Below are 22770 nucleotides of genomic sequence, written 5' to 3'. Positions count from 1 at the left end.
TTGGCAGGAGCCCAGATGATCCCGTCAGATTTTCTGACCGCCCCGTTCCCCCGTCCCGTCGAGATGAACGTCGACGGGCCGAACCGGTTCTTCAACCGCGAGCTGAGCTGGCTGGCGTTCAACTGGCGCGTCCTGCAAGAGGCCGAGAACACCCGCGTCCCCCTGCTGGAACGGCTGCGCTTTCTGTCGATCAGCGCCACCAACCTGGACGAGTTCTATACCGTGCGGGTCGCCGGCCTGCGGGAACTGGCCCAGGCCGGCAACACGACGGCCGCGGCCGACGGCCTGACGCCTGCGGAGCAGCTCAAGCTGATCAACGCGGATGCGCGCCGCCTGATGGAGCGCCAGCAGAAGGTCTACCAGGCACTCATCGACGCGATGCGCGACACCGAAATCCACGTGCTCGACCGGTCGATGCTGACCGAGGCCGACCGCGCCTATCTCGAGGACGTCTTCCTCGAGCAGGTATTCCCGATCCTGACGCCCCTGGCGATCGACCCGGCGCACCCGTTCCCGTTCATCCCGAACACCGGGTTCAGCCTGGCGCTGCAGCTGGAACGGCGCAGCGACAAGCGGCGGCTGCAGGCATTGTTGCCGGTGCCCGCGCAGACCGACCGCTTCGTGCGGCTTCCGGCCGATGACGGCGTCGCGCGGTTCCTGCCGCTCGAAGAGCTGCTGCTGCTGCACCTGCAGCGGCTGTTCCCCGGCTATGCACTGACGGGCTCCTGCACCTTCCGGGTCCTGCGGGACAGCGACCTCGAGGTCGAGGACGAGGCCGAAGACCTGGTGCGCGAGTTCGAGATCGCGCTGAAGCGGCGCCGCCGCGGCGAGGTCGTTCGGCTGAAAATCTCGGCCGGCGCCCCCGCTCCGCTGCGCGCGATCATCAAGCGCGAGCTCGGCGTCGGCGAGGAAGAGATCATCGAGATCGACGGCCTGATCGGGGTCGCCGACCTCAAGGAACTGGTGCTGGACGAACGGCCCGACCTGCTGTGGCCCTCGTTCACACCCCGCGTGCCCGAGCGCGTGCAGGATCACGAGGGCGACATGTTCGCCGCGATCCGCCAGAAGGACATGCTGCTGCATCACCCTTACGAGACGTTCGACATGGTGGTCCGCTTCCTCCAGCAGGCGGCGCGGGATCCGGACGTGGTGGCGATCAAGCAGACGCTCTACCGCACCTCGACGCAGTCCCCCATCGTCGACGCGCTGTGCGAGGCGGCCGAGGACGGCAAGTCGGTCACCGCCCTGGTCGAGCTGAAGGCGCGGTTCGACGAGGCCGCCAACATCCGCCAGTCGCGCAAGCTAGAGCGGGCGGGCGCGCATGTCGTCTACGGGTTCGTCGCCTACAAGACCCACGCCAAGATCAGCTCGGTCGTCCGGCGCGAGGGCACCCGGCTTGTCACCTACACCCATTGGGGCACCGGCAACTATCACCCGATCACGGCGCGGATCTATACCGACCTGTCGATGTTCACCTGTAGCAAGGCGCTGGGGCGCGACGCGACGCGGGTGTTCAACTATCTCTCGGGCTACGCCCATCCCGAGGTGCTCGAGAACCTGTCGATCTCGCCCTCGGGCATGAAGGAACAGCTGATCGAGCTGATCGAGGCCGAGGCCGAGAACGCCCGCGCCGGACGGCCCGCGGCGATCTGGGCGAAGATGAACGCGCTGATCGAATACGACGTGATCGACGCGCTCTATGCCGCCAGCCAGGCCGGGGTGAAGGTGTCGCTGGTGATCCGCGGGATTTGCGGGCTCAAGCCCGGCATCGCCGGACTGAGCGAGAACATCCGCGTGAAATCCATCGTCGGGCGGTTCCTCGAACACTCGCGCATCGCTTGTTTCGGCAACGGGGCCGACCTGCCCTCGGAACGGGCGCGCGTGTTCTTTTCCTCGGCCGACTGGATGGGCCGCAACCTGAAGCGCCGGGTCGAGACGCTGATCGAGTGTCACAATCCGACGGTCAAGGCGCAGATCGTCAGTCAGATCATGGCCGCGAACATGGCCGACACCGCACAGAGCTGGGTGTTGCAGCCCGATGGCACCTTTACCCGCTATCCGCCCGACGAGGATGGCTATGCCTTCAGCTGCCACCGCTTCTTCATGGAGAACCCCTCGCTGTCGGGGCGGGGATCGGCGGGTGCGGCGGATGTGCCACATCTCGCGCATGCGAAGGATTGACCTGCCCGCGCCGCCGCGTAGGTTCAGGCAACGCCCCAGGGGAGTGAGGCAATGGACGACCACGCGCAGAGCGGCCCCGAGGATTGGGGCCCGTTCGGCCGGCCCCTCTTCGATGATCCCAAGGCGCGCGCCCTAAGCCGCGTCGGCGTCATCGACATCGGATCGAACTCGGTCCGGATGGTGGTGTTCGACGGCGCGGCCCGCAGCCCGGCGTACTTCTTCAACGAGAAGGTCATGTGCGGGCTCGGCGCCGGCTTTGCCGAAAGCGGCCGCCTGAACCCCGAGGGCCGGGTGCGGGCGCTCGCCGCGATGCGGCGGTTCGCCAAGCTCGCCGAGGGCATGGGGGTCAAGCCGCTCAGCGCCGTGGCCACCGCCGCCATGCGCGAGGCCGAGGACGGCCCCGAGTTCCGCCAGCGCATCGAGACCGAGACCGGCGTGCCGGTGTGGGTGATCGACGGCGCCGAGGAGGCGCGGCTTTCGGCGCAGGGCGTGCTGCTGGGCTGGCCTGGGGCCGAGGGGCTGGTCTGCGATATCGGCGGCTCGTCGATGGAGCTGGCTCAGATCGGCGCCGGCGGCGTTGGCAAGCGCGTGACCTCCGAGCTTGGCCCCTTCCGCCTGCAGGGGATCAAGGGTGGCCAGAGGGCCGTCACGAAGGAAATCAAGTCCCGGATCAAGGCGCTGGCCGAAAAGATGGGCACGACGCACAAGCGCCTGTTCCTAGTCGGGGGGTCGTGGCGGGCCATTGCCCGGCTCGACATGGAGCGGCGGGGCTATCCGCTTCACGTGCTGCACGAATACCGGATGACGCCGGCGGACGTTCGCGAGACGGTCAAGTGGATCGCCGGCCAGGACACCGCCGCGCTCCGCTCGGGCACCGGCATCGGCGAGGCGCGGATGGCGCTGGTGCCGCTGGCCAGCCAGGTGCTTTCGGAACTGGTGCGCGTGTTCAAGCCCAAGGAGATCGCGGTCTCGTCCTACGGCATCCGCGAGGGCATGCTGTACGAGCAGATGAGCCCCGAACTGCGCGACCGCGACCCGCTGATCGAGGCGTGCCGGTTCCAGGAGCGCAAGGATTCGCGCCTGCCGGGCTTCGGACGGGCGCTCTACAATTTCGTGTTGCCGATCTTCGCGGGCGAGCCGCACGAGCGGTTGCGTATCGTCCGCGCGGCCTGCCTGCTGCACGATGTCAGCTGGCGTGCGCACCCCGACTATCGCCACGAAGCGTGCTTCGACAACGCGACGCGGGCCAATCTCGGCGGCCTGACCCACCCCGAGCGCATCTTCCTCGGGCTGGCGCTGATGCACCGCTACAAAAACGGGCGGTCCAAGCGGTTCGACGATTTCCTCGGCATCCTGAGCGAGAACGAAGTCAAGCGGGCCGAGATCCTGGGCCGGGCGATGCGGTTTGGCGCGATGTTCTCGGCCGAGACGCCGGATTCGCTGGGCCGCCTCACTTGGACGCCGAAGAAGAGCCGCCTTCAGCTGACCCTGACACCGGCCGCGTCGGACCTGTTCGGAGAGGTCGCAGAGGCGCGGTTCAAGGCGCTCGCCACCGCCTTGCAGGCAGAGCCGGTCGTCACCCGCGACTAGCGTCTAGAGCTCGATCTCGTTGTTTTCGGGCGCGCTCTCGGGCGGCGGAGCATCCTCGCGCCGCCGGATGATGATGTCGCCGTTCGGCATCACCTCGGGCGCGTGATAGAGGCTGAGGTCGTCGATATCGAGGCCCTGCAGCGCATCGACCATGTCGCGCATCGCGGGCTGCAATTCGTCCATAAGCCCGCGCAGCAGCATCAGCGCCCCGCGTTCGAGCAGCGAGGCGCCCTCTTCTATGTCGCCCTCCTGCGCGGTCGCCGGGGTCAGCGACGCGGTAGCGATCATGGCGGCGAACAGCATGCGTCTCATGCTAGGGAATATAGGATGCGCGCGTCCGGTGCACAGAGCCCGCGCTAGTGCCGGGCGGCGGAAATATCTTCCCAGGCGCGGTTGATGGCGATCATCCGGTTCTCGGCCATGCGCACGGCCTCTTCGGGCACGCCGCGGGCGATCATCGTGTCGGGATGACTGTCGCGCACCGCCCGCCGCCACACCTTGCGGATCTCGTCCATCGGGGCGTCCGGCGAGACGCCGAGCACCTCGTAGGGGTCGGGATCGCCACCGGGCACGAACCGGGCCCGCAGGCGCTTGAACTGCGCCTCGTCCAGCTCGAATATCTGCGCCACCCGGTGCAGGAAGTCGTCCTCGTCGGGATGATAGCGGCCGTCGGCCACGGCGATGTGGAAAAGCCCCTCCATCAGGTCGGCCAGCACCGGATCGCCCGCGGTATACATGCGCCTGATGCGGCCGGCATATTCCTCGAACCCCGCCACGTCCTGCCGTGCAAGGTTGAAGAGCCGCGCCGCGTTGCGCTCTTCGCGCCGGGGGATGTCGAAGACCTCGCGGAAGGCGGTCACCTCGTTCCGCGTGACCTGCCCGTCCGCCTTGGCCATCTTGGCACCAAGCGCGATCACCGCGATGGCGAAGCCGACACTGCGTTCGGGCGGCGTGCGCAGGCGTTCGAAGACGGACGACAGCCCCTCACCTGACGTAAGGGCGGAGATGGCGTCGGCGATGCGGGTCCAGATCGACATGGGGGCCTTCTAGCGTGGCCGATCGGGATTGTCAGTCACCGCCGACAAGATCGTTTCACAGCATTCTCTGCATCAGGTGCAGGTCCATGTAGCGCCCGAACTTGAACCCCACTTCGGGCAGCGTGGCGATCTCGGCAAAGCCGGTCGCCCGGTGAAAGGCGCGGCCGCCGGGATTCTCGGCGCTGACGCCCGCGATCAGGCTGTGTGCGCCGGTCTCACGCGCATGGGCGCACAGCGCCTGGATCATCGCGCGTCCCAGGCCTGCCCCGCGCGCCTCGGGCGCGAAGAGCAGCGTGTGCTCCATCGTGCGCCCATAGCCGACGCCGCCGCGGAACTGACCATAGCCGCCAAAGCCGATGACCCGCCCTGCCCCTTCGGCCACAAGCAGCGCATGTCCAGCCGCCGCCCGCTCGGAGATCAGCGCGGCGACCTCGGCCTCGGACTTCTCGGTCGCGTTGAAGGTGATCGCGGTGTCGCGGATGATCGGGTTCCAGATCGACAGGATCGCCGGCACGTCCGCGGGACGCGCCGACCGGATCGGAGATGCCGGCATGGGCCTAGCCCCGCGCCTCGCGGATCAGGCGCAGGATGTCCTGCGCCGCCGCCGGGATGTTGGTGCCCGGCCCGAAGATCGCCTTGACCCCGGCCTTGCGCAGAAAGTCGTAATCCTGCTGCGGGATGACACCGCCGCAGATCACGATGATGTCCTCGGCGTCGGCCTCCTTCAGGGCGGCGATCAGCTTGGGCGCCAGCGTCTTGTGGCCCGCCGCCTGCGACGAGATGCCGATGACGTGCACATCGTTGTCGACGGCGTTCTGCGCCGCCTCGGCAGGGGTCTGGAACAGCGGTCCGACATCCACATCGAAGCCGATATCGGCAAAGGCCGTGGCGATCACCTTGGCGCCGCGGTCGTGACCATCCTGGCCCATCTTCACCACCAGCATCCGAGGGCGACGGCCCTCTTCCTCGGCGAAGGCTTCGACGTCCTTCTGGATCGCGGCGAAGCCCTCGTCGCCCTCGTAGGCGGCGCCGTAGACACCGGCGAGCGTCTTGACCTCGGCCCGGTGCCGCCCGAACGCATTTTCCATCGCCATGCTGATCTCTCCCACGCTGGCACGCGCGCGCGCCGCCTCGACCGCAAGGGCGAGCAGGTTGCCCTCGCCCGAGCGCGCGCCCTCTTCCAGCGCCGCCAGCGCGGCGTCGCAGGCGGCCTGGTCCCGTGACGCCCGCATCGCGTTCAGCTTGGCCGTCTGGCCGTCCTGGATCTTTGCCGTGTCGATATCGAGGATGTCGATATCCTGCTCGGTCTCGAGCCGCCACTTGTTGACGCCGACGATCACCTCGTCGCCGCGGTCAATCGCAGCCTGCTTGCGCGCGGCGGCCTCTTCGATCCGCAGCTTGGGCATGCCGCTGGCGACGGCCTTGGTCATGCCGCCCAGTTCGTCGACCTCGCGCATCAGGTCGCGGGCCTTGTCGATCAGGTCCGCTGTCAGCCTTTCGACATAGTACGAGCCGGCGAGCGGATCGACGACGTTGGTCACGCCGGTCTCGTTCTGCAGGATAAGCTGGGTGTTCCGCGCGATCCGGGACGAGAAGTCGGTCGGCAGGCCGATGGCCTCGTCGAACGAGTTGGTGTGCAGCGATTGCGTCCCGCCCAGCACCGCGCTCATCGCCTCGTAGGCGGTGCGCACGACGTTGTTGTAGGGGTCCTGCTCGGCCAGCGACACGCCGGAGGTCTGGCAATGGGTCCGCAACATCGAGCTCTGCGGTTTCTCGGGGCCGAACTCCTGCATGATCTCGTGCCACAGGAAGCGTGCTGCACGCAGCTTGGCCGCCTCCATGAAGAAGTTCATGCCGATGGCGAAGAAGAACGACAGCCGCGGCGCGAAGGAATCCACGTTCAGGCCCCGCCCCACGGCGGCCTTCACGTATTCCTTGCCGTCCGCCAGGGTGAAGGCCAGCTCCTGCACGAGGTTCGCGCCGGCCTCCTGCATGTGGTAGCCGCTGATCGAGATCGAGTTGAATCGCGGCATCTCTTCGGAGGTGTACTGAATGATGTCGCTCACGATCCGCATCGATGGCTCGGGCGGATAGATATAGGTGTTGCGGACCATGAACTCCTTGAGAATGTCGTTCTGGATGGTCCCCGACAGCTGCGCCCGGTCGACGCCCTGCTCTTCGCCGGCGACGATGAACGAGGCGAGCACCGGGATCACCGCGCCGTTCATCGTCATCGACACCGAGACCTCGCCCAGCGGTATGCCGTCGAACAGGATCTTCATGTCCTCGACCGAGTCGATGGCGACGCCGGCCTTGCCCACGTCACCCTCGACGCGCGGATGGTCGCTGTCATAGCCCCGGTGCGTCGCCAGGTCGAAGGCCACCGACACCCCCTGCTGCCCGGCCGCCAGCGCGCGCCGGTAGAAGGCGTTCGATTCCTCGGCGGTCGAGAACCCGGCATATTGCCGGATCGTCCAGGGCCGGCCCGCGTACATCGTCGCGCGCGGTCCGCGCGTATAGGGCGGCAGGCCCGGCATCGCGCCGGTGTGGTCCAGCCCCTCGGCATCCTCGGGGCCGTGCACCGGCTTGACCGAGATGCCCTCGGCCGTGTGCCAGGTCAGCTCGTCCGGCGACCGCCCCTTCAGCTCCTTTTCGGCCAGGCGTTCCCACTCGCTCATGCCGTCTCCTCCATTCGACCCGAGGCGCGGCCGAAGCCCGCACCACCCTTCGTTTTCATTGCGATCCGTCTTATATCCCGTTGAACAGGAGGGATCATGCGCACGCTTCTCACGCTTCTACTGGGCCTGAGCCTCATCTCGCCGGCGGCCGCGCAGGACGCCGGCACGATCGAGAGCACCGACTCCTTCGATCCGGTCGAGGCCTGGCAGGCCGACCCGACCCAGTTCTTCGATGCCGCCGAGGTCGATCTGGAGGCGTTCCGCTGGATCGCGCGGCCGCTGGTCGTGTTTTCCGACAGCCCGAACAACCCCAACTTCCGCGAGCAGCTGAACCTCCTGCGCGAGGATCCGCAGTCCCTCGCCGACCGGGACGTGGTCGTCATCACCGACACCGATCCAGCCGGCGAGAGCGACGCGCGGCAGGCGCTGCGGCCGCGCGGGTTCATGTTCGCGATGGTCGGCAAGGATGGCGGCGTCAAACTCCGCAAGCCCTTCCCCTGGAACGTGCGCGAGATCACCCGATCGATCGACAAGTCGCCTCTGCGCCGGCAGGAGCTCCGCGACGCGAACAAGCCCGGCGGCTGACACGCCCACGGCGCGCGACCCTCCCGGCGTTGCCCTGACCCGCGCATCATCGCCTCACTCGAACTCCATGATGACGTCGTCCACCGCCAGGCTGTCGCCCGGCCCGGCGTTGATCTTGGACACGACGGCCCGGCGCTCGGCCCGCAGGATGTTCTCCATCTTCATGGCCTCGACCGTGCAGAGCGGCTGACCTTCCTGCACCTCCTGTCCCGGCTCGACGTCGATCTTCACGATCAGGCCGGGCATCGGGCACAGCAGCATCTTCGACGTGTCCGCCGCCTGTTTCTCGGGCATCAGGGCGGCCAGCTCGGCCTGGCGCGGCGCGTGCACGTGGACGCGCAGGTCGGCGCCGCGGGTGCGGATACGGTAGCCGCCGGTGATCCGCCCGACCTTGAGCACCAGCGGCTCGCCGTCCACGTCGAGCCGGGCCAGCGGCTGCCCCGGCAGCCAGTCCGACGCGACGCGGTGGATGCTGCCATCGGCGAAATGCACCGTCGCGCCCTCGCGGTCGGCGTCGATGGTGACGTCGAAGCGCGCGCCCTGGGCGGTCACGACCCAGTCGGTGCCGACCTTGCGCTCGTGATTGTCCATCCGTCCCGAAATGCGTGTACGGCGGATCTCGGCGACACGGTTCATCGCGGCCACAGCCGCGGCGACCTTGCGCAGGCGCGTGTGTTCCAGCTCGGCGCCCGCGAAACCCTCGGGGTATTCTTCGCCGATGAAGGCGGTGGTGATGTCGCCGCTGACGAACCGGGGGTGATCCATGACCGCCGACAGGAACGGCAGGTTGTGTCCGATCCCCTCGAGCTCGAACGCGTCGAGCGCCACGCGCATCCCCTCGATCGCCTCGGACCGGGACGGCGCCCAGGTGCACAGCTTGGCGATCATCGGGTCGTAGTACATCGAGATCTCGCCGCCCTCGAACACGCCGGTGTCGTTGCGGACGATGGCGGTCTCGGTCACCGCCTCTTGCGGCGGACGGTAGCGCGTCAGCCGCCCGATCGAGGGCAGGAAGTTGCGATACGGATCCTCGGCATAGAGCCGGCTCTCGATCGCCCAGCCGTTCAGCTCGACGTCCTCCTGGTGCAGCGTCAGCGGCTCGCCGTTCGCGACGCGGATCATTTGCTCGACCAAGTCGACGCCGGTGATCAGTTCGGTCACCGGGTGTTCCACCTGCAGGCGGGTGTTCATCTCGAGGAAGTAGAAGTTCTTGTCGCCGTCCACGATGAACTCGACCGTCCCCGCGCTGGTATAGCCCACGGCCTTGGCCAGCACGACCGCCTGCTCGCCCATCCGCTCGCGCGTCTCGGCGTCGAGGAACGGCGACGGCGCCTCTTCGATAACCTTCTGGTTGCGGCGCTGGATCGAACATTCCCGCTCGCCCAGGTAGATGCCGTTGCCGTGCTGGTCGCAGAGCACCTGGATCTCGATGTGGCGCGGCTGGGTGACGAACTTCTCGATGAAGATTCGGTCGTCGCCAAAGCTCGACGCGGCCTCGTTCTTGGACGACTGGAAGCCTTCGCGCGCCTCCTCGTCGTCCCACGCGATGCGCATCCCCTTGCCGCCACCGCCGGCGCTCGCCTTGAGCATCACCGGATAGCCGATCTCGGAGGCGATGCGCACCGCCTCCTCGGCGTCCTCGATCAGCCCCATGACGCCCGGCACGGTGTTCACGCCCGCCTCCTTGGCGAGCTTCTTGGACGTGATCTTGTCGCCCATCGCCTCGATCGCGCCCTTGGGCGGCCCGATGAAGGCGACGCCCTCCTCCTCCAGCGCGGCGGCGAATTTCGGGTTCTCCGACAGGAAGCCATAGCCGGGATGGACCGCCTCCGCGCCGCTGTCGCGGATCGCGCGCAGGACGTTGTCGATGACGATGTAGGACTGGTTGGCGGGCGCCGGCCCGACATGCACCGCCTCGTCGGCCATCTCGACGTGCAGCGCGTTCCGGTCCGCGTCGGAATAGATGGCGACGGTGCCGATCCCCATGGCCCGCGCCGTCCTGATGACCCGGCAGGCGATCTCGCCCCGGTTCGCGATCAGTATCTTCTTGAACATCTCAGCTCCCCCGTCCCGCATCGTCGCTCGTCATCACGGCTCGTAATCGTAGGGACACATCTGCGGAACGACTCCGTCGCAGGGACGCTCGGCACTGTCGGCGGCGTCGAGACCGCCGGTCGGCGGCTCTTCCAGGGCGGTGCTCGGCGCGCAGGCCGTCAGCGCGGCCAGTGTCAGCAATAGGGCAAGGGGGCGGGCGAACATGCAATTCTCTCCGTCAGGGGTACCGCAGGGCGGCAGGATACACGAAAAATGGCGCGCCCCGTGCGGGACGCGCCATTTCCTGAAAACAGGTGGCGGGCGGCCGTATGGCCACCGCCGGAATACCGACCGTTAGCGGCAGGCACCCACGTCGTCGCACAGCGCACCGGCGCCGGCGCCGAGCGCCGCACCGATGGCCGGATCGTTGTCGGTCGCAGCAGCGGCAAGACCGCCGGCGCCCGCGCCGACCGCGGCACGGTTGAGGTCGGGGTTGTAGGTGCACGCCGAAAGGGCGATGGCGGCACCCACGCCGAGGATCCAGATCTTGTGCGACATGAGCTATCGTCTCCGTTTGTCGATGTTTGCGAAAGGCAACCTAGTGCCGACACACAAATGTCTACAATGACAGAGTATTCTTCTGCGTACCTGTAGGCAATTCCCCGCCGCGCGCGCCAGTTTTCCGCCGTCGGCGAAAAAGGCGGCCTGATCCACGAAGGACCAGGCCGAAGCGAAGGGGAAGGGTAACGGTTCAGAAACCAGACGACGCGCCGCTCGAGGGATGGCGTGCCGCCGTGAACGAGATTGCGCGTTGACCCGGCAACGCCAAAGGCAATTTCCGCAACCGGGCCGTGTTCAGCCGAAACATGCCGGTCGGAAAAGACGATGCGCCGGATCATGCCGATCACGCGCGGTCGAACAGGTCGGGGAAGCTGACGAGCACCTGTTCCGCATCGAGCCGGAGCAGCGCGTCGTAGCTTTCGGGATCGAATGGCTCCTCGGCGGGGACGACCTCGCGCCCGAAGAGCCACGAGATGCGTCCGGCGTCGAGATTGCCGCGTTCGAACGGTTCTTCGCCGAACTGCTCCCACAGGGCGAGGATGAAACCCTCGTCGGCGCGCCGGTCCGCCGGGCGGCGGTCGGCGTGCCGCTCGCGCCGGATGATCCGCGTCGCGCCCTTCGGGTTGGGACGGCGGATGGTGAACTGGTAGTCGGTGCCGGGAAGCCGGCCGGGGAAGCCGCGATGCTTGATCACCTCGCGCCCTCCCCGTTCTCGTACCGCTGCGACGGGGCGACCCGCCGCAGCGCGGCCTCAGTACTTGTTGTAGCTCGGCTCGGGCTGAACCGTGGGGGCCGGGTCGGTGTAGACGACCTCGGTGGGTTCTTCCTGCGCGCAGGCCGCGGCGAAAGCCGTGAGGCCGAGAACGACGGCGAACTTGACGCTCTTGGGCATTGGTCACTCCTCGTATCAATTGCCGCCGGCCAACGGCGCGACACGTCCCCGTGTTCCGGCCCGGCGCGGCGAGGCCCCGACTGAGGCCATTTTGCAACGATAACCGAAGCGTAGCCGGAAACAATTGCGGTGTTCACGTGGGCGTCATCTTGTGTTTGGCGCGCATCATGCGCCCCCATGCTTGCCGCCATCACAGCCCCTCCCAGATGCAGGTTCCGCCCTCGGGCCGGTAGGCTTCGAAGAACTGGACGGCCTCGGGCACCGACTGGCCGAACGGGATCTCCCGATCGGACAGGGACACGACGATCCTGTCCGCCGCCGGGCCGTCCTCGGGCAGATGCGGAATCGCGTAGTGCTCGCACAGATAGGCCATGTCGTCCTCGGCGGTATCGAAATCCGACGGCCCCTCTAGCCCCGGCGCGAGGAATCGGAAGCGATAGATCCGATCCGCCCCCGGCGAGTCCGTCCGCATCTCGATCAGCGACACGTCGCGGCCCGACGGCAGGTGGATGTCCTGCTGCGCCGCGGCCGGTGTGCCGGCGCAGACAAGGCCGGCGACCAGGATCGCGGCGGTACGGTTCGGAATCGCGTGTCTCACAGCGGGATGTTGTCGTGCTTCTTCCAGGGGTTCTGCAGCTTCTTGCCGCGCAGCGCGGCAAAGGCACGGCACACCCGGCGCCGGGTGGAATGGGGCATGATGACCTCGTCGATGAAGCCCCGCTCCGCCGCCTTGAACGGGTTGGCGAAGTTCGTCTCGTATTCCTCGGTGCGCGCGGCGATCTTCTCGGCATCGCCCAGCTCGGAGCGATAAAGGATCTCGGTCGCCCCCTTGGCACCCATCACCGCGATTTCGGCCGTCGGCCAGGCATAGTTGAAATCGCCGCGCAGGTGCTTGGAACTCATCACGTCGTAGGCGCCGCCATAGGCCTTGCGGGTGATGACCGTGACCTTCGGCACCGTCGCCTCGCCATAGGCGAACAGCAGCTTGGCGCCGTGCTTGATGACGCCGTTGAATTCCTGCCCCGTGCCGGGCAGGAAGCCGGGAACGTCGACGAAGGTGAGGATCGGGATCTCGAACGCGTCGCAGAACCGGACGAAGCGCGCCGCCTTTCGGCTTGAGTCGATGTCGAGGCACCCGGCCAGCACCATCGGCTGGTTCGCGACGACGCCGACCGTCTGCCCTTCCATCCGCACGAAGCCCGTGACGATGTTCTTCGCGAACTCCTCCTGGATCTCGTAGAAATCGCCCTCGTCCGCGATCTTGGTGATCAGCTCCTTCATGTCGTAGGGCGTGTTCGCGTTCTCGGGGACCAGCGTGTCGAGGCTGTCCTCGTGACGGCGCGGGTCGTCGAAGAAGGGGCGCACGGGCGCCTTCTCGCGGTTGCTGAGGGGAAGGAAATCCACCAGCCGGCGCACCTCGACCAGCGCCTCGACGTCGTTATCGAACGCCCCGTCGGCGACGCTGGACTTGCGGGTATGGGTTACGGCACCGCCAAGTTCCTCGGCGGTGACGACCTCGTTGGTGACGGTCTTCACCACGTCGGGGCCGGTGACGAACATGTAGCTGCTGTCCTTCACCATGAAGATGAAATCCGTCATCGCCGGGCTGTAGACCGCCCCGCCTGCGCAGGGCCCCATGATGACGCTGATCTGCGGCACGACGCCCGACGCCATGATGTTGCGCTGGAACACCTCGGCATACCCCGCGAGGCTCGACACGCCCTCCTGGATGCGCGCGCCGCCGGAATCGTTGATGCCGATCACGGGGGCCCCGTTCTGCACCGCCATGTCCATGATCTTGCAGATCTTCTGGGCATGCGTTTCGGACAGGGAGCCGCCGAACACGGTGAAGTCCTGGCTGAACACATAGACCTGCCGGCCGTTGATCGTGCCCCAGCCGGTGATGACGCCGTCGCCCGGAACCTTCTGCTCGGCCATGCCGAAATCCGTCGCGCGATGGGCGACGAACATGTCGAACTCCTCGAAGCTGTCCTCGTCGAGGAGAAGCTCGACCCGCTCGCGCGCCGTCAGCTTGCCCTTGGCGTGCTGCGCGTCGATGCGCTTCTGCCCGCCGCCGAGCCGCGCAGTGTCACGCCGCGCTTCGAGTTGTTCGAGGATGTCTTTCATCGGCTCGGCCTCCCTTATTCCTCCCCGTGATAGGCGAAGCCCGGCCACGGCAAAAGCCTCATCCGGAATATTTGCAAATCGTTCGGCGCCACCTTCCGGAATATTGCGAATGTGCAAAATCAGCCACAGCGCCATCGCGGTGATCCCGCGCAGTCTGGACCTTGCCGCGCCGCGCCGCTAGCTCCATGCGGGATGACAGACGCTCCGACGGTCCGGTTCCTCGACCGGACGACCCCGCCCCATATCTCGACCCTGATCTTCCTCGCCGCGCTGCAGGCGCTGGCGCAGAACATCTTTCTGCCCTCCCTGCCCAGCATGACCGAGTGGTTCGACACCCAGTACCGGGTGATGCAGCTGTCGGTGGCGCTGTACTTGGCGATGAACGCGATCCTGCAGGTCATCATCGGGCCGGTCTCGGACCGCTACGGCCGGCGGCCGGTGATGCTGATTTCGATCGTCCTGTTCATGGCCGCGACGCTGGGCTGCATCTACGCCCCCAACGTCGAGAGCTTCCTGGCCTTCCGCATGTTGCAGGCGGTCATGGTGACAGGGCTGGTCCTGAGCCGGGCGGTGGTGCGCGACATGGTTCCGCAGGCCCAGGCGGCGTCGATGATCGGCTATGTCACGATGGGAATGGCGGTGGCCCCGATGGTCGCCCCGGCGATCGGCGGCGCGCTGGACGGCGCGTTCGGCTGGCAGGCGAGCTTCTGGCTGCTGTTCCTGCTGGGCGCCCTCGTGATGTGGATCGCGCACCGCGACATGGGCGAGACGGCGCTGTCGCGTTCGGCCAGCTTTGCCGCCCAGTTCCGCGAATACCCCGAACTGCTGACCGCCCGCCGGTTCTGGGGCTATTCGCTGGCCGCCGCCTTCGCATCCGGGGCGTTCTTCGCCTATCTTGGCGGCGCGCCCTTCGTGGGCTCCGAGGTGTTCGGACTGACGCCCACCATGCTCGGCGTGCTGTTCGGGGCGCCGGCGGTCGGCTATATCGGCGGCAACTTCGCGTCGGGGCGCTACTCGGTCCGCTTCGGGATCAACACGATGGTGCTGGTCGGCGCACTGCTGTCGGCGGGCGGGATCGCGGTCTCCCTGCTGATCTTCCTGGCGGGCCATGGCACCGCGCTGAGCTTCTTCGGCTTCATGACCTTCGTCGGCCTCGGCAACGGAATGGTGCTGCCCAACGCCACCTCGGGCCTGCTGTCGGTGCGGCCGCACCTTGCGGGAACGGCCAGCGGCCTTGGCGGGGCGATCATGATCGGCGGCGGCGCGGCGCTGTCTGCGCTGGCCGGGGCGCTGCTGACGCCCGGCACGGGCGCGACGCCGCTCTTGGTGATGATGCTGGTCACCGGTGTGCTTGGCGTGGCCTCGATCCTCTACACGATCTATCGCGACCGGCAGGTGAACGCGCCCTGACGGCCCTTGCCCGAGCGGCTTTGCAAAGGCAGGTTTGCGACAGCAAACCCGAAGGAGCCGGCCAAATGGCCCAGCAAAAGCTCTATGCCGGCGTCAAGCTGCGCGAGACACGCACCCGGCTGGGCCTGACGCAGAAGGCGTTCGCGCAGCGGCTCGGCGTCTCGCTGCCCTATCTCAACCAGATGGAGAACAACCATCGCCCCGTCTCGACGGGCGTGGTGCTCGCGCTGGCGTCCGAGTTCGGCTTCGACGTGACCGAGCTGTCGGCGGGCGATGCCGAGCGGATGGTGACAGACATGCGCGAGGCGCTGGCCGACCCGGTCTTCGGCGACACCGCCCCGCCCTTGGCCGATCTCCGGCTCGCCGCCTCGAACGCGCCCGTCTTTGCGCGGGCGTTCCTGGAGCTGCACCGCGCCTACCGCCAGACCCACGAACGCCTCGCCTCGCTGGACGAGGCGCTTGGCCGCGACAGCGCCCGCGCCGAGCCGTCCCCGTGGGAAGAGGTGCGCGATTTCTTTCACTATTGCGACAATTACGTCGACGCCGTGGATCATGCGGCGGAAAAGTTTGCACAGAACGGCGATCCGGTCGCCCATGCCGAGGCACTGCTGGCCGAGCGCGGGATCACCGTGCGGCAGGCCGAGGACGACGCGCTGCGCCGGTTCGACGGGGACACCCTGCTCCTGTCCTCCCGCGCCACGTCCGAAAGCCGGCGGTTCCAGCTGCTGCACCAGATTGCCCTGCTGACCCACGATGACCTGCTGGAGGCAACGCTGGACCTCGCGCGGTTCAGGACGGACACGGCCCGCGCGATCGCGAAGATCGGGATGGCCAACTACTTCGCCGGGGCGGCGCTGCTGCCCTACCGCGCCTTCCTCGAGGCCGCGCAGGAGACCCGCCACGACGTCGAACGGCTTGCCGACCGGTTCGGCGCCTCGATCGAGCAGGTGGCACACCGCCTGTCCACGTTGCAGCGGCCGGGGGCGAAGGGCCTGCCGTTCTTCTTCGTCCGCGTCGATCAGGCGGGCACCATCACCAAGCGCCACAGCGCCACACGCCTGCAATTCGCGCGGTTCGGCGGCGCCTGCCCGCTCTGGAACGTGCACGCGGCGTTCGAGACGCCGGGCCGCTTCCTGCGCCAGCTGGCGCAGACACCGGACGGAGAGCGCTACTTCCTGCTGGCGCGCGACGTCTCGAAGACCGGTGGCGCATGGGGTGCACCGACCCGGCGCTATGCCATCGGGCTGGGCTGCGAGCTGCGCCACGCCGACCAGCTGATCTATACCGACGACCTCGACCTGACGAACCCGGCGGCGTTCGAGCCGATCGGCATCTCGTGCCGGATCTGCGAACGGCGCGACTGCCACCAGCGCGCCGTCCCGCCCTTGGAGCGGAGCCTGCTCATCGACCCCGACCGGCGCGGCACCCTGCCCTACGAGGTCGGCTGACGCTCGGCCAGCGCCCGCGCGATCACGTCCTTCAGCCGCATCCGCTCTTTGCGAAGCTCGTTCTCGTGCAGGTCGTCGGTCGGCTCGACCAGCGTCTCGGCCCGATGGACGGCGCGGTTGACCTCGCGATACTGATCGACCAGCCGCGCGAAATGCGGGTCCGTCTCCGCCAGATGCGCGATCTTCTCGGCATCGCGGGGAAACGCTTCGGCAAGGATGTGGGGTGTGTGGCCCATGTGATCTGCTCCCGTCTGTGACGACGGAAGCCTCCCACGCCGGATGGCGCGGCACATTGCGCTGGATCAAGCCGTCAGAGCTTGGGCGCGAATTTCAGGATCACCGGCACGACAAGGTCCTCCTCGTCATCGAGGTGGCGATCGAGGAACGTCTCGAACCCCGCCAGCGACTCGTGCAGCCGCCCCGCGGCATCGCGCGAGCCGCCTTCCGAGACCGATTGCAGGAACGCGTTCGTCTTTTCCGCCAGCGCGTGAATGTGACCGTCGAGCGCGTGGTGGTCGCCGTCCAACAGTTCGAACCCGTCCTCGAGCCGCGGGTCGAGCCCCTGCAGCGCGGGAAAATAGTGCACGTCCTCGATGTGATGGTGGCCGTGCAGCTCATTCAGAAGAAAGCCGGCATAGCGCTGCGTCTCGCGCGCATGGGCCATCAGCTCGCGCTGGTTGTCGAGAAAACCCTCGCTGCCGGTCCGCAGCCGGCCCAGCACGTCGCGGAACATCAAGTGCCGGTCGAGCCAGAACTTCGTCAGGCCGTCGAAGTTGGGATGCGCGTCCCAGCCCGATCGCGGCAGTTCTTCCACCAGCACGCGCAGGCGCTCTGGCAGCCCCTCGCGGTTCTCGAGTTTCAACGTCGTATCCATGCCCCGAAGCTAGGCACGGCATCCGGCGCCGTCCATGCGCGGCAGCGCACAGACGGCGCGCGGATCAGCGTTGCGCGGTCTGCCAGTCCGGGTGAATCCACGGCTGTGCATTGTCGCGCGGCAGCGGCGTCCGGCCCAGCACGTGATCCGAGACCTTTTCCCCAACGAGGATGGACGGCGCGTTGAGGTTGCCGTTCGTGATCCTGGGAAAGATCGAGCTGTCGGCGACGCGCAGGCCGTCGACGCCGATCACCCTGCCCTCGGGATCGACCACAGCGTCGGGATCATCGGCGGCGCCCATCCGGCATGTGCCGCAGGGGTGATAGGCGCTCTCGACGTTTTCGCGGATGAAGGCGTCCAGCGCGGCGTCGCTCTGCGCGTCCTCGCCCGGCTGGATCTCCTTGCCACGATAGGGATCGAAGGCGGGCTGGGCGAAGATCTCGCGGGTCAGGCGGATCGCCGTGCGAAAATCCTGCCAGTCGCTCTCGTGGCTCATGTAGTTGAAACGGATCACCGGATCATCGTCGGGATCGGACGACCGCAGCGTGACGCTCCCCCGCGAGGCCGAGCGCATCGGCCCGACATGCGCCTGGAAGCCATGCCCCTCGGCCGCGACCGAACCGTCATAGCGCACCGCCAGCGGCAGGAAGTGGTACTGGATGTCGGGATACTCGACGCCCGCCTTGCTTCGGATGAAGGCCGCACTTTCAAACTGGTTAGAGGCGCCGGGCCCGGTACCGCGGAGCAACCATTCGAGCCCGACCATCGCCTTGCCCCGGAGCGACCAGTGATTGAACAGCGACACGGGCTGCGTCGACGCCTGCTGGACATAGACCTCGAGGTGGTCCTGCAGGTTGCGCCCGACGCCGGGACGATCCGCGACGACATCGATGCCGTGGCCCTGCAGTTCCTGCGCCGGGCCGATGCCCGACAGCATCAGGAGCTTCGGCGAGTTGATCGACGAGGCGGCCACGATCACTTCGGCCGCCGCCGAGATCACCTCGGTCTTGCCGCCACGCGCCACCTCCACACCGGTGACGCGGCCGTCCTCGATACGGAGCCGGCGCACCAGCCCCCGGACCAGCGTGCAGGTGTCCCGCTTCAACGCCGGCCGGAGATAGGCCGAGGCGGCAGACCAGCGGCGACCCTTGTGGATCGTCGCCTCCATCGGGCCGAAGCCCTCCTGCTTTTCGCCGTTGTAGTCGTCCGTCGTCTCGTAGCCGGCCTGGCGCCCGGCCTCGACGAAGGCCTTCGTCAGAGGGTTATCCCGCTTGCCGCGAGAGACATGCAGCGGCCCGTCGGTGCCGCGCCTGGACGGATCGCCGCCGTGACCGCCGTCGTGCCACGTCTCGAGCCGCTTGTAATACGGCGCGACGTCGGGCCAGGCCCAGCCGGTCGCGCCCATCTCGTTCCAGGTGTCGAAGTCGCGGGCGTGGCCGCGCACATAGACCATGCCGTTGATCGAGGACGACCCGCCGATCACCTTGCCGCGCGGACAGGCCAGACGGCGCCCGCCCAGATGCGGCTCGGGCTCGGTCTCGTAGCCCCAGTCGTAGCGCTTCATGTTCATCGGGTACGACAGCGCGCCGGGCATGTTGATGAACGGCCCGGCATCCGAGCCGCCGTGTTCCACCACGATCACCGACCGCCCTGCCTCGGACAATCTGTCGGCCATGGCGCATCCGGCCGAGCCGGCGCCAACGATCACGTAATCGGCTTGCATCTCTGCCTCCTGCTTGGCGGAGCGGGCGCCGGCGCCCGACGGGCGCGCGCCCCGCTCCGGTCGCGCCTCAGAACGGCGCCTCGACATCGCCCATGCCGACATAGACGCTCTTCACCTGGCTGTAGTGCTCGATCGCGGCCTTGCCGTTCTCGCGCCCGAAGCCGGACATCTTCACCGCGCCGAACGGCATCTCGACCGGCGTGACGTTGTAGTGGTTGATGAAGGTCGTCCCGGCCCGGAACGCCGCGGCGACGCGATGGCCACGGGCCAGGTCGTTGGTGAACACCCCGGCGGCAAGGCCGTAGGGCGTTGCGTTGGCGCGCCGGATCGCCTCCTCCTCGGTGTCGAAGGACAGGACCGACAGGACGGGGCCGAAGATCTCTTCCCTGGCGATGGTCATGTCGTCGGTCACGTCGGCGAACACCGTGGGTTCGACATAGTAGCCGGGCCGGTCGACCCGCGCGCCGCCCGCGACCAGGCGCGCCCCCTCGTCGCGGCCGGCCTGGATGAAGCCCAGCACCTTCTCCATCTGCGACTCGTTGACCAGCGGGCCGAAATTCGTCTCCTCGTCCAGCGGGTCGCCCATGACCACGCCCGACAGACGCTCGCGCAGCCGGTCGAGGAACGGTTCGAGCGCCTTTCGCTGCACGAAGACCCGCGTTCCGTTCGAGCAGATTTGGCCCGAGGAATAGAAGTTGCCGAGGATCGCGCCCGAGACGGCCTTGTCGATGTCGGCATCGTCGAACACCAGCATCGGGGACTTGCCGCCGAGCTCCATCGTGACGTGCTTCATCCCCTCGGCCGCCGCGGTATAGACCTTGCGGCCGGTGGGAACCGAGCCGGTGAGCGACACCTTGGCCACGCGGTCGTCGCCGATCAATTGCGCGCCGACCTCGCCGTAGCCCTGCACGACGTTGAACACACCGGCGGGCGCCCCCGCCTCGACCAGGATTTCCGCCAGCTTCAGCGCGGAGAGCGGCGTCGCCTCGGACGGCTTGAACACCATCGTGTTGCCGCAGGCCAGCGCCGGTGCCGCCTTCCAGCAGGCGATCTGCATCGGGTAGTTCCACGCGCCGATCCCGGTGCAGACCCCCAGCGGCTCGCGCACGGTATAGGCCCAGTCGCCGCCCAGCGGGATATGCTCGCCCCCGAGGCTGGCGGCGAGGCCGCCGAAATACTCGAGCGCGTCGGCACCCGAGGTCGCGTCGGCCACCAGCGTCTCCTGCAGGGGCTTGCCGGTATCGAGCGTCTCGATCACCGACAGGCCGTGGTTGCGCTCGCGCAGGATGTCGGCGGCGCGGCGCAGGACGCGGCCGCGCTCGACCGGCTGGAGCGCGGCCCACTCCGCCTGTGCCCGGTCCGCGGCGGCGAGCGCCCGGTCGACGATGGCCGGCGTCGCGGCGTGGAGACGGGCCAGTTCCTCGCCCGTCGCGGCGTAGGTGCACACGATGGGCGTGCCGTCGGTGTCCTCGATTGCGGCGCCATCGATGAAATGGCTGGCCTTCGGCTGAATGTCGGGTCGGGTCATGAGTACTTTTCCGAAGATGAAGTCAGGGTCACTCGCCACGCGGGAAGCGCTGGGAGTCCTCGACCGTGTTGAGATCCATGTGGTTGCGCATGTAGCGCTCGGAGGCCTTCTGCAGCGGCTGGTAGTCCCACGGGTAGTAGCCGCCCTGGCGCAGGGCCTCGTAGACGACCCAGCGGCGGGCCTGGCTGGCGCGGATCTCGGAGTCGAACCGCTCGAGATCCCAGCGCTCGGCCTCGCGGCGGAACTCGGCCAGCGTGCCGGCATGGCCCTCGGCCTGGGCGAGGTTGCGCAATTCGTGGGGGTCGTCCTCGAGATCGAAGAGCTGTTCGGGGTCGAGCGCGCAGTTGGTGTATTTCCAGCGCCCCGACCGGAGGGCGACAACCGGCGCGTAGGAGGCCTCGGCGGCGTATTCCATCGCGACCGGCTTGGTGCGCGCGTTGCCCTTGGCGACCGGGACCAGGCTTTCGCCATCTGTCCAGGGCATAACGTCGCCCATGTCGACGCCGGCGAGATCGCCGAGCGTGGGGCAGACGTCGATCGTCGAGACCGGCTCGGTGACGAGGCCGGGCTCGAGATCCGGAGCCGAAACCATCAGCGGCACGCGCGCGGAGCCTTCGTAGAAGCTCATCTTGAACCACAGGCCACGCTCGCCCAGCATGTCGCCGTGGTCGGAGACGAACAGGATGATCGCCTCCTGCCGGGTATCGTCGAGGATGTCCATCAGGCGCCCGATCTTCTCGTCGAGGTAGGACACGTTGGCGAAGTAGGCCCGGCGCGAACGCTCGATGTCTTCGTCGGTGATCTCGAACTTCCGCCAGTCGTTCGCGTCGAAGATGCGCTGCGAGTGGGGATCGTGATCCTCGTAGGCCATCGCGGGCACCTCGGGGTGAAGATGCTCGCAATCCTCGTAGAGGTCCCAGAAGCGGCGCCGGGCGACGTAGGGGTCGTGCGGGTGGGTGAAGCTGACCGTCATCAGCCAGGGCCGCGGATCGTGGCCGCGCGACAGGTCGTAGAGCTTGCGCTCGGCGTGGTAGGCCACCTCGTCGTCGTATTCCATCTGGTTGGAGATCTCGGCCACGCCCGCGCCGGTGACGGAGCCCAGGTTGTGATACCACCAGTCGATCCGTTCGCCCGGCTTGCGGTAGTCGGGGGTCCAGCCGAAATCGGCGGGGTAGATGTCGGTGGTCAGCCGCTCTTCGAAGCCGTGCAGCTGGTCGGGGCCGACGAAGTGCATCTTGCCCGACAGGCAGGTCTGATAGCCCGCGCGGCGCAGGTGGTGAGCGTAGGTCGGGATGTCCGACGAGAACTCGGCGGCGTTGTCGTAGACGCCCGAGCGCGACGGCAGCTGGCCCGACATGAACGACGCCCGGCCCGGCGCGCAGAGCGGCGAGGCGGTGTAGGCGTTGCGGAAGCGCACCGAGCGTTCCGCCAGCCGTTTCAGGTTGGGCGTGTGGAGCCAGTCTTCGGGACCGTCGGGGAACAGGGTCCCGTTCAGCTGATCCACCATGAAGATCAGGATGTTCGGCTTGGTCATGTCGCCTCCAGCATGTGGTCGAGGACGTCGAGCACCTTGGTCGCGCCGCCGGTCGTGTCCCCCAGGGCGGCGCGGATGTAGATACCGTCGATCAGCGCGGCCAGGACCTCGGCCACGAGTTCCGCCCGCTCTCCGGCGAGGGGGCGCAGGTCGTGGCAAAGATTGGACATCAGCCGGCGCTGGTAGATCTTGAGCAACCGCTCGGCGGCCGGGACCTTCTGCGCGTGAACGTAGAAGTTGAGCCAGGCGCCGATCACCTCGTCGCGGAAGTTCGTCTCGTCGAAACTGGCGCGGATGATCGCCTCGATCCGGTCGCGCGGATCGTCGCGCCCCGTCAGCGCGGCGCGGACCGTCCGGCCGTAATCAGACAGGATCTTGCGCATCGCGGCCAGAAACAGCGACTCCTTGTTGCCGAAATAGTGGTGCGCCAGCGCCGAGGACACGCCGGCACGCCGAGCGATGCGCCCGACGGTGACGTCGAGCGTGCCGGCATCGCCGATCTCGTCGATGGCGGCTTCGACGAGAGCGGCGCGGCGAATGGGCTCCATTCCGAGCTTCGGCATCTTGG

The 22770-nt window shown here is 67.7% G+C and carries 22 protein-coding genes; 5 read left to right on the top strand and 17 right to left on the bottom strand.

The features are described 5' to 3' along the window. The first annotated feature begins 15 nt into the window (after nucleotides 1–15). Both BMZ25_RS14445 and BMZ25_RS14440 read left to right on the top strand, forming a co-directional pair. Nucleotides 16–2181, top strand: a complete 2166-nt coding sequence (locus BMZ25_RS14445) for an RNA degradosome polyphosphate kinase (protein ID WP_092694822.1) — start codon at nucleotides 16–18, stop codon at nucleotides 2179–2181. Nucleotides 2182–2232: 51 nt separating this feature from the next. Continuing rightward, nucleotides 2233–3771 (top strand): Ppx/GppA family phosphatase, encoded by a 1539-nt coding sequence (locus tag BMZ25_RS14440; RefSeq protein ID WP_092694820.1) that lies wholly within the window; start codon nucleotides 2233–2235, stop codon nucleotides 3769–3771. 3 nt (nucleotides 3772–3774) lie between these two features. On the opposite strand, the gene BMZ25_RS14435 is transcribed toward BMZ25_RS14440, so the two are convergent. The 4 genes from BMZ25_RS14435 to scpA are packed head-to-tail and all read right to left on the bottom strand — an operon-like array spanning nucleotide 3775 to nucleotide 7486. Then, a complete protein-coding gene (locus tag BMZ25_RS14435) occupies nucleotides 3775–4074 on the bottom strand; it encodes an AAA+ family ATPase (RefSeq protein ID WP_235859886.1) in 300 nt (99 codons plus the stop codon). Between the two features lie 53 nt (nucleotides 4075–4127). Continuing rightward, nucleotides 4128–4808, bottom strand: coding sequence for a J domain-containing protein (locus tag BMZ25_RS14430; protein ID WP_092694816.1), 681 nt, complete (start codon nucleotides 4806–4808; stop codon nucleotides 4128–4130). A gap of 55 nt (nucleotides 4809–4863) precedes the next feature. Further along, entirely contained in the window at nucleotides 4864–5361 is a 498-nt protein-coding gene (locus tag BMZ25_RS14425) for a GNAT family N-acetyltransferase (RefSeq protein ID WP_092694814.1), read from the bottom strand. A gap of 4 nt (nucleotides 5362–5365) precedes the next feature. Next, nucleotides 5366–7486: a methylmalonyl-CoA mutase gene (gene scpA, locus BMZ25_RS14420; RefSeq protein WP_092694812.1), complete on the bottom strand. Its 2121-nt coding sequence runs from the start codon at nucleotides 7484–7486 to the stop codon at nucleotides 5366–5368. 96 nt (nucleotides 7487–7582) lie between these two features. On the opposite strand from scpA, the gene BMZ25_RS14415 reads away from it, so the two are divergent. After that, nucleotides 7583–8071 carry a DUF4174 domain-containing protein gene (locus BMZ25_RS14415; protein ID WP_092694810.1) on the top strand — a complete coding sequence of 163 codons (489 nt, stop codon included), beginning with the start codon at nucleotides 7583–7585 and terminating at the stop codon, nucleotides 8069–8071. A gap of 54 nt (nucleotides 8072–8125) precedes the next feature. On the opposite strand, the gene BMZ25_RS14410 is transcribed toward BMZ25_RS14415, so the two are convergent. The 7 genes from BMZ25_RS14410 to BMZ25_RS14390 form a co-directional block, all read right to left on the bottom strand. Continuing rightward, nucleotides 8126–10126 (bottom strand): acetyl-CoA carboxylase biotin carboxylase subunit, encoded by a 2001-nt coding sequence (locus BMZ25_RS14410; RefSeq protein WP_092694808.1) that lies wholly within the window; start codon nucleotides 10124–10126, stop codon nucleotides 8126–8128. A 33-nt stretch (nucleotides 10127–10159) separates the two neighbouring features. Further along, on the bottom strand, nucleotides 10160–10330 hold the full coding sequence (locus tag BMZ25_RS20910) for a hypothetical protein (RefSeq protein ID WP_177190472.1): 171 nt from the start codon (nucleotides 10328–10330) through the stop codon (nucleotides 10160–10162). Between the two features lie 129 nt (nucleotides 10331–10459). After that, nucleotides 10460–10663, bottom strand: a complete 204-nt coding sequence (locus BMZ25_RS14405; RefSeq protein ID WP_092694806.1) for a hypothetical protein — start codon at nucleotides 10661–10663, stop codon at nucleotides 10460–10462. 346 nt (nucleotides 10664–11009) lie between these two features. Then, a complete protein-coding gene (locus BMZ25_RS14400) occupies nucleotides 11010–11360 on the bottom strand; it encodes a hypothetical protein (RefSeq protein ID WP_092694804.1) in 351 nt (116 codons plus the stop codon). A 57-nt stretch (nucleotides 11361–11417) separates the two neighbouring features. Next, on the bottom strand, nucleotides 11418–11558 hold the full coding sequence (locus tag BMZ25_RS20905) for a hypothetical protein (protein WP_177190471.1): 141 nt from the start codon (nucleotides 11556–11558) through the stop codon (nucleotides 11418–11420). Nucleotides 11559–11748: 190 nt separating this feature from the next. Then, nucleotides 11749–12156, bottom strand: a complete 408-nt coding sequence (locus tag BMZ25_RS14395) for a DUF6497 family protein (protein ID WP_092694802.1) — start codon at nucleotides 12154–12156, stop codon at nucleotides 11749–11751. Continuing rightward, nucleotides 12153–13685 (bottom strand): acyl-CoA carboxylase subunit beta, encoded by a 1533-nt coding sequence (locus BMZ25_RS14390; RefSeq protein ID WP_092694800.1) that lies wholly within the window; start codon nucleotides 13683–13685, stop codon nucleotides 12153–12155. Before BMZ25_RS14390 ends, BMZ25_RS14395 begins: the two co-directional genes overlap by 4 nt. A 192-nt stretch (nucleotides 13686–13877) precedes the next feature. On the opposite strand from BMZ25_RS14390, the gene BMZ25_RS14385 reads away from it, so the two are divergent. Together BMZ25_RS14385 and BMZ25_RS14380 are read left to right on the top strand one after the other, a co-directional pair. Beyond that, nucleotides 13878–15095 (top strand): multidrug effflux MFS transporter, encoded by a 1218-nt coding sequence (locus BMZ25_RS14385; protein ID WP_092694798.1) that lies wholly within the window; start codon nucleotides 13878–13880, stop codon nucleotides 15093–15095. Between the two features lie 65 nt (nucleotides 15096–15160). Continuing rightward, nucleotides 15161–16543, top strand: coding sequence for a helix-turn-helix domain-containing protein (locus BMZ25_RS14380; RefSeq protein ID WP_092694796.1), 1383 nt, complete (start codon nucleotides 15161–15163; stop codon nucleotides 16541–16543). Here BMZ25_RS14380 and BMZ25_RS14375 read toward each other — a convergent pair. From BMZ25_RS14375 to betI, 6 genes are all read right to left on the bottom strand, one after another. Beyond that, entirely contained in the window at nucleotides 16528–16779 is a 252-nt protein-coding gene (locus tag BMZ25_RS14375; protein WP_092694794.1) for an HP1242/YdcH family protein, read from the bottom strand. The two genes, BMZ25_RS14380 and BMZ25_RS14375, sit on opposite strands and share 16 nt — an antisense overlap. Nucleotides 16780–16853: 74 nt before the next feature. After that, a complete protein-coding gene (locus BMZ25_RS14370; protein WP_235859885.1) occupies nucleotides 16854–17405 on the bottom strand; it encodes a hemerythrin domain-containing protein in 552 nt (183 codons plus the stop codon). Nucleotides 17406–17481: 76 nt separating this feature from the next. Next, nucleotides 17482–19140: a choline dehydrogenase gene (betA, locus tag BMZ25_RS14365; protein ID WP_092694791.1), complete on the bottom strand. Its 1659-nt coding sequence runs from the start codon at nucleotides 19138–19140 to the stop codon at nucleotides 17482–17484. Between the two features lie 67 nt (nucleotides 19141–19207). Beyond that, nucleotides 19208–20668 carry a betaine-aldehyde dehydrogenase gene (gene betB / locus BMZ25_RS14360; RefSeq protein WP_092694789.1) on the bottom strand — a complete coding sequence of 487 codons (1461 nt, stop codon included), beginning with the start codon at nucleotides 20666–20668 and terminating at the stop codon, nucleotides 19208–19210. Between the two features lie 28 nt (nucleotides 20669–20696). Further along, a complete protein-coding gene (betC, locus tag BMZ25_RS14355) occupies nucleotides 20697–22202 on the bottom strand; it encodes a choline-sulfatase (protein WP_092694787.1) in 1506 nt (501 codons plus the stop codon). Then, on the bottom strand, nucleotides 22199–22765 hold the full coding sequence (betI, locus tag BMZ25_RS14350) for a choline-binding transcriptional repressor BetI (protein ID WP_092694785.1): 567 nt from the start codon (nucleotides 22763–22765) through the stop codon (nucleotides 22199–22201). Before betI ends, betC begins: the two co-directional genes overlap by 4 nt. Between the last annotated feature and the right edge of the window lie 5 nt (nucleotides 22766–22770).

The sequence above is a fragment of the Tranquillimonas rosea genome (assembly GCF_900111315.1).
GTDB classification, from domain to species: Bacteria; Pseudomonadota; Alphaproteobacteria; order Rhodobacterales; family Rhodobacteraceae; genus Tranquillimonas; species Tranquillimonas rosea.
This window is presented reverse-complemented; position numbering and strand designations above follow the sequence as displayed.

What these genes read in the sequence shown, in the direction of transcription:
- BMZ25_RS14430 (WP_092694816.1), bottom strand. Translation starts at nt 4,808, where the DNA reads ATGTCGATCTGGACCCGCATCGCCGACGCCATCTCCGCCCTTACGTCA.
- BMZ25_RS14380 (WP_092694796.1), top strand. Translation starts at nt 15,161, where the DNA reads ATGGCCCAGCAAAAGCTCTATGCCGGCGTCAAGCTGCGCGAGACACGC.
- BMZ25_RS14405 (WP_092694806.1), bottom strand. Translation starts at nt 10,663, where the DNA reads ATGTCGCACAAGATCTGGATCCTCGGCGTGGGTGCCGCCATCGCCCTT.
- BMZ25_RS20905 (WP_177190471.1), bottom strand. Translation starts at nt 11,558, where the DNA reads ATGCCCAAGAGCGTCAAGTTCGCCGTCGTTCTCGGCCTCACGGCTTTC.
- betC (WP_092694787.1), bottom strand. Translation starts at nt 22,202, where the DNA reads ATGACCAAGCCGAACATCCTGATCTTCATGGTGGATCAGCTGAACGGG.
- BMZ25_RS14385 (WP_092694798.1), top strand. Translation starts at nt 13,878, where the DNA reads ATGACAGACGCTCCGACGGTCCGGTTCCTCGACCGGACGACCCCGCCC.
- BMZ25_RS14435 (WP_235859886.1), bottom strand. Translation starts at nt 4,074, where the DNA reads ATGCTGTTCGCCGCCATGATCGCTACCGCGTCGCTGACCCCGGCGACC.
- BMZ25_RS14445 (WP_092694822.1), top strand. Translation starts at nt 16, where the DNA reads ATGATCCCGTCAGATTTTCTGACCGCCCCGTTCCCCCGTCCCGTCGAG.
- betB (WP_092694789.1), bottom strand. Translation starts at nt 20,668, where the DNA reads ATGACCCGACCCGACATTCAGCCGAAGGCCAGCCATTTCATCGATGGC.
- betA (WP_092694791.1), bottom strand. Translation starts at nt 19,140, where the DNA reads ATGCAAGCCGATTACGTGATCGTTGGCGCCGGCTCGGCCGGATGCGCC.
- BMZ25_RS20910 (WP_177190472.1), bottom strand. Translation starts at nt 10,330, where the DNA reads ATGTTCGCCCGCCCCCTTGCCCTATTGCTGACACTGGCCGCGCTGACG.
- BMZ25_RS14375 (WP_092694794.1), bottom strand. Translation starts at nt 16,779, where the DNA reads ATGGGCCACACACCCCACATCCTTGCCGAAGCGTTTCCCCGCGATGCC.
- BMZ25_RS14410 (WP_092694808.1), bottom strand. Translation starts at nt 10,126, where the DNA reads ATGTTCAAGAAGATACTGATCGCGAACCGGGGCGAGATCGCCTGCCGG.
- scpA (WP_092694812.1), bottom strand. Translation starts at nt 7,486, where the DNA reads ATGAGCGAGTGGGAACGCCTGGCCGAAAAGGAGCTGAAGGGGCGGTCG.
- betI (WP_092694785.1), bottom strand. Translation starts at nt 22,765, where the DNA reads ATGCCGAAGCTCGGAATGGAGCCCATTCGCCGCGCCGCTCTCGTCGAA.
- BMZ25_RS14415 (WP_092694810.1), top strand. Translation starts at nt 7,583, where the DNA reads ATGCGCACGCTTCTCACGCTTCTACTGGGCCTGAGCCTCATCTCGCCG.
- BMZ25_RS14440 (WP_092694820.1), top strand. Translation starts at nt 2,233, where the DNA reads ATGGACGACCACGCGCAGAGCGGCCCCGAGGATTGGGGCCCGTTCGGC.
- BMZ25_RS14425 (WP_092694814.1), bottom strand. Translation starts at nt 5,361, where the DNA reads ATGCCGGCATCTCCGATCCGGTCGGCGCGTCCCGCGGACGTGCCGGCG.
- BMZ25_RS14390 (WP_092694800.1), bottom strand. Translation starts at nt 13,685, where the DNA reads ATGAAAGACATCCTCGAACAACTCGAAGCGCGGCGTGACACTGCGCGG.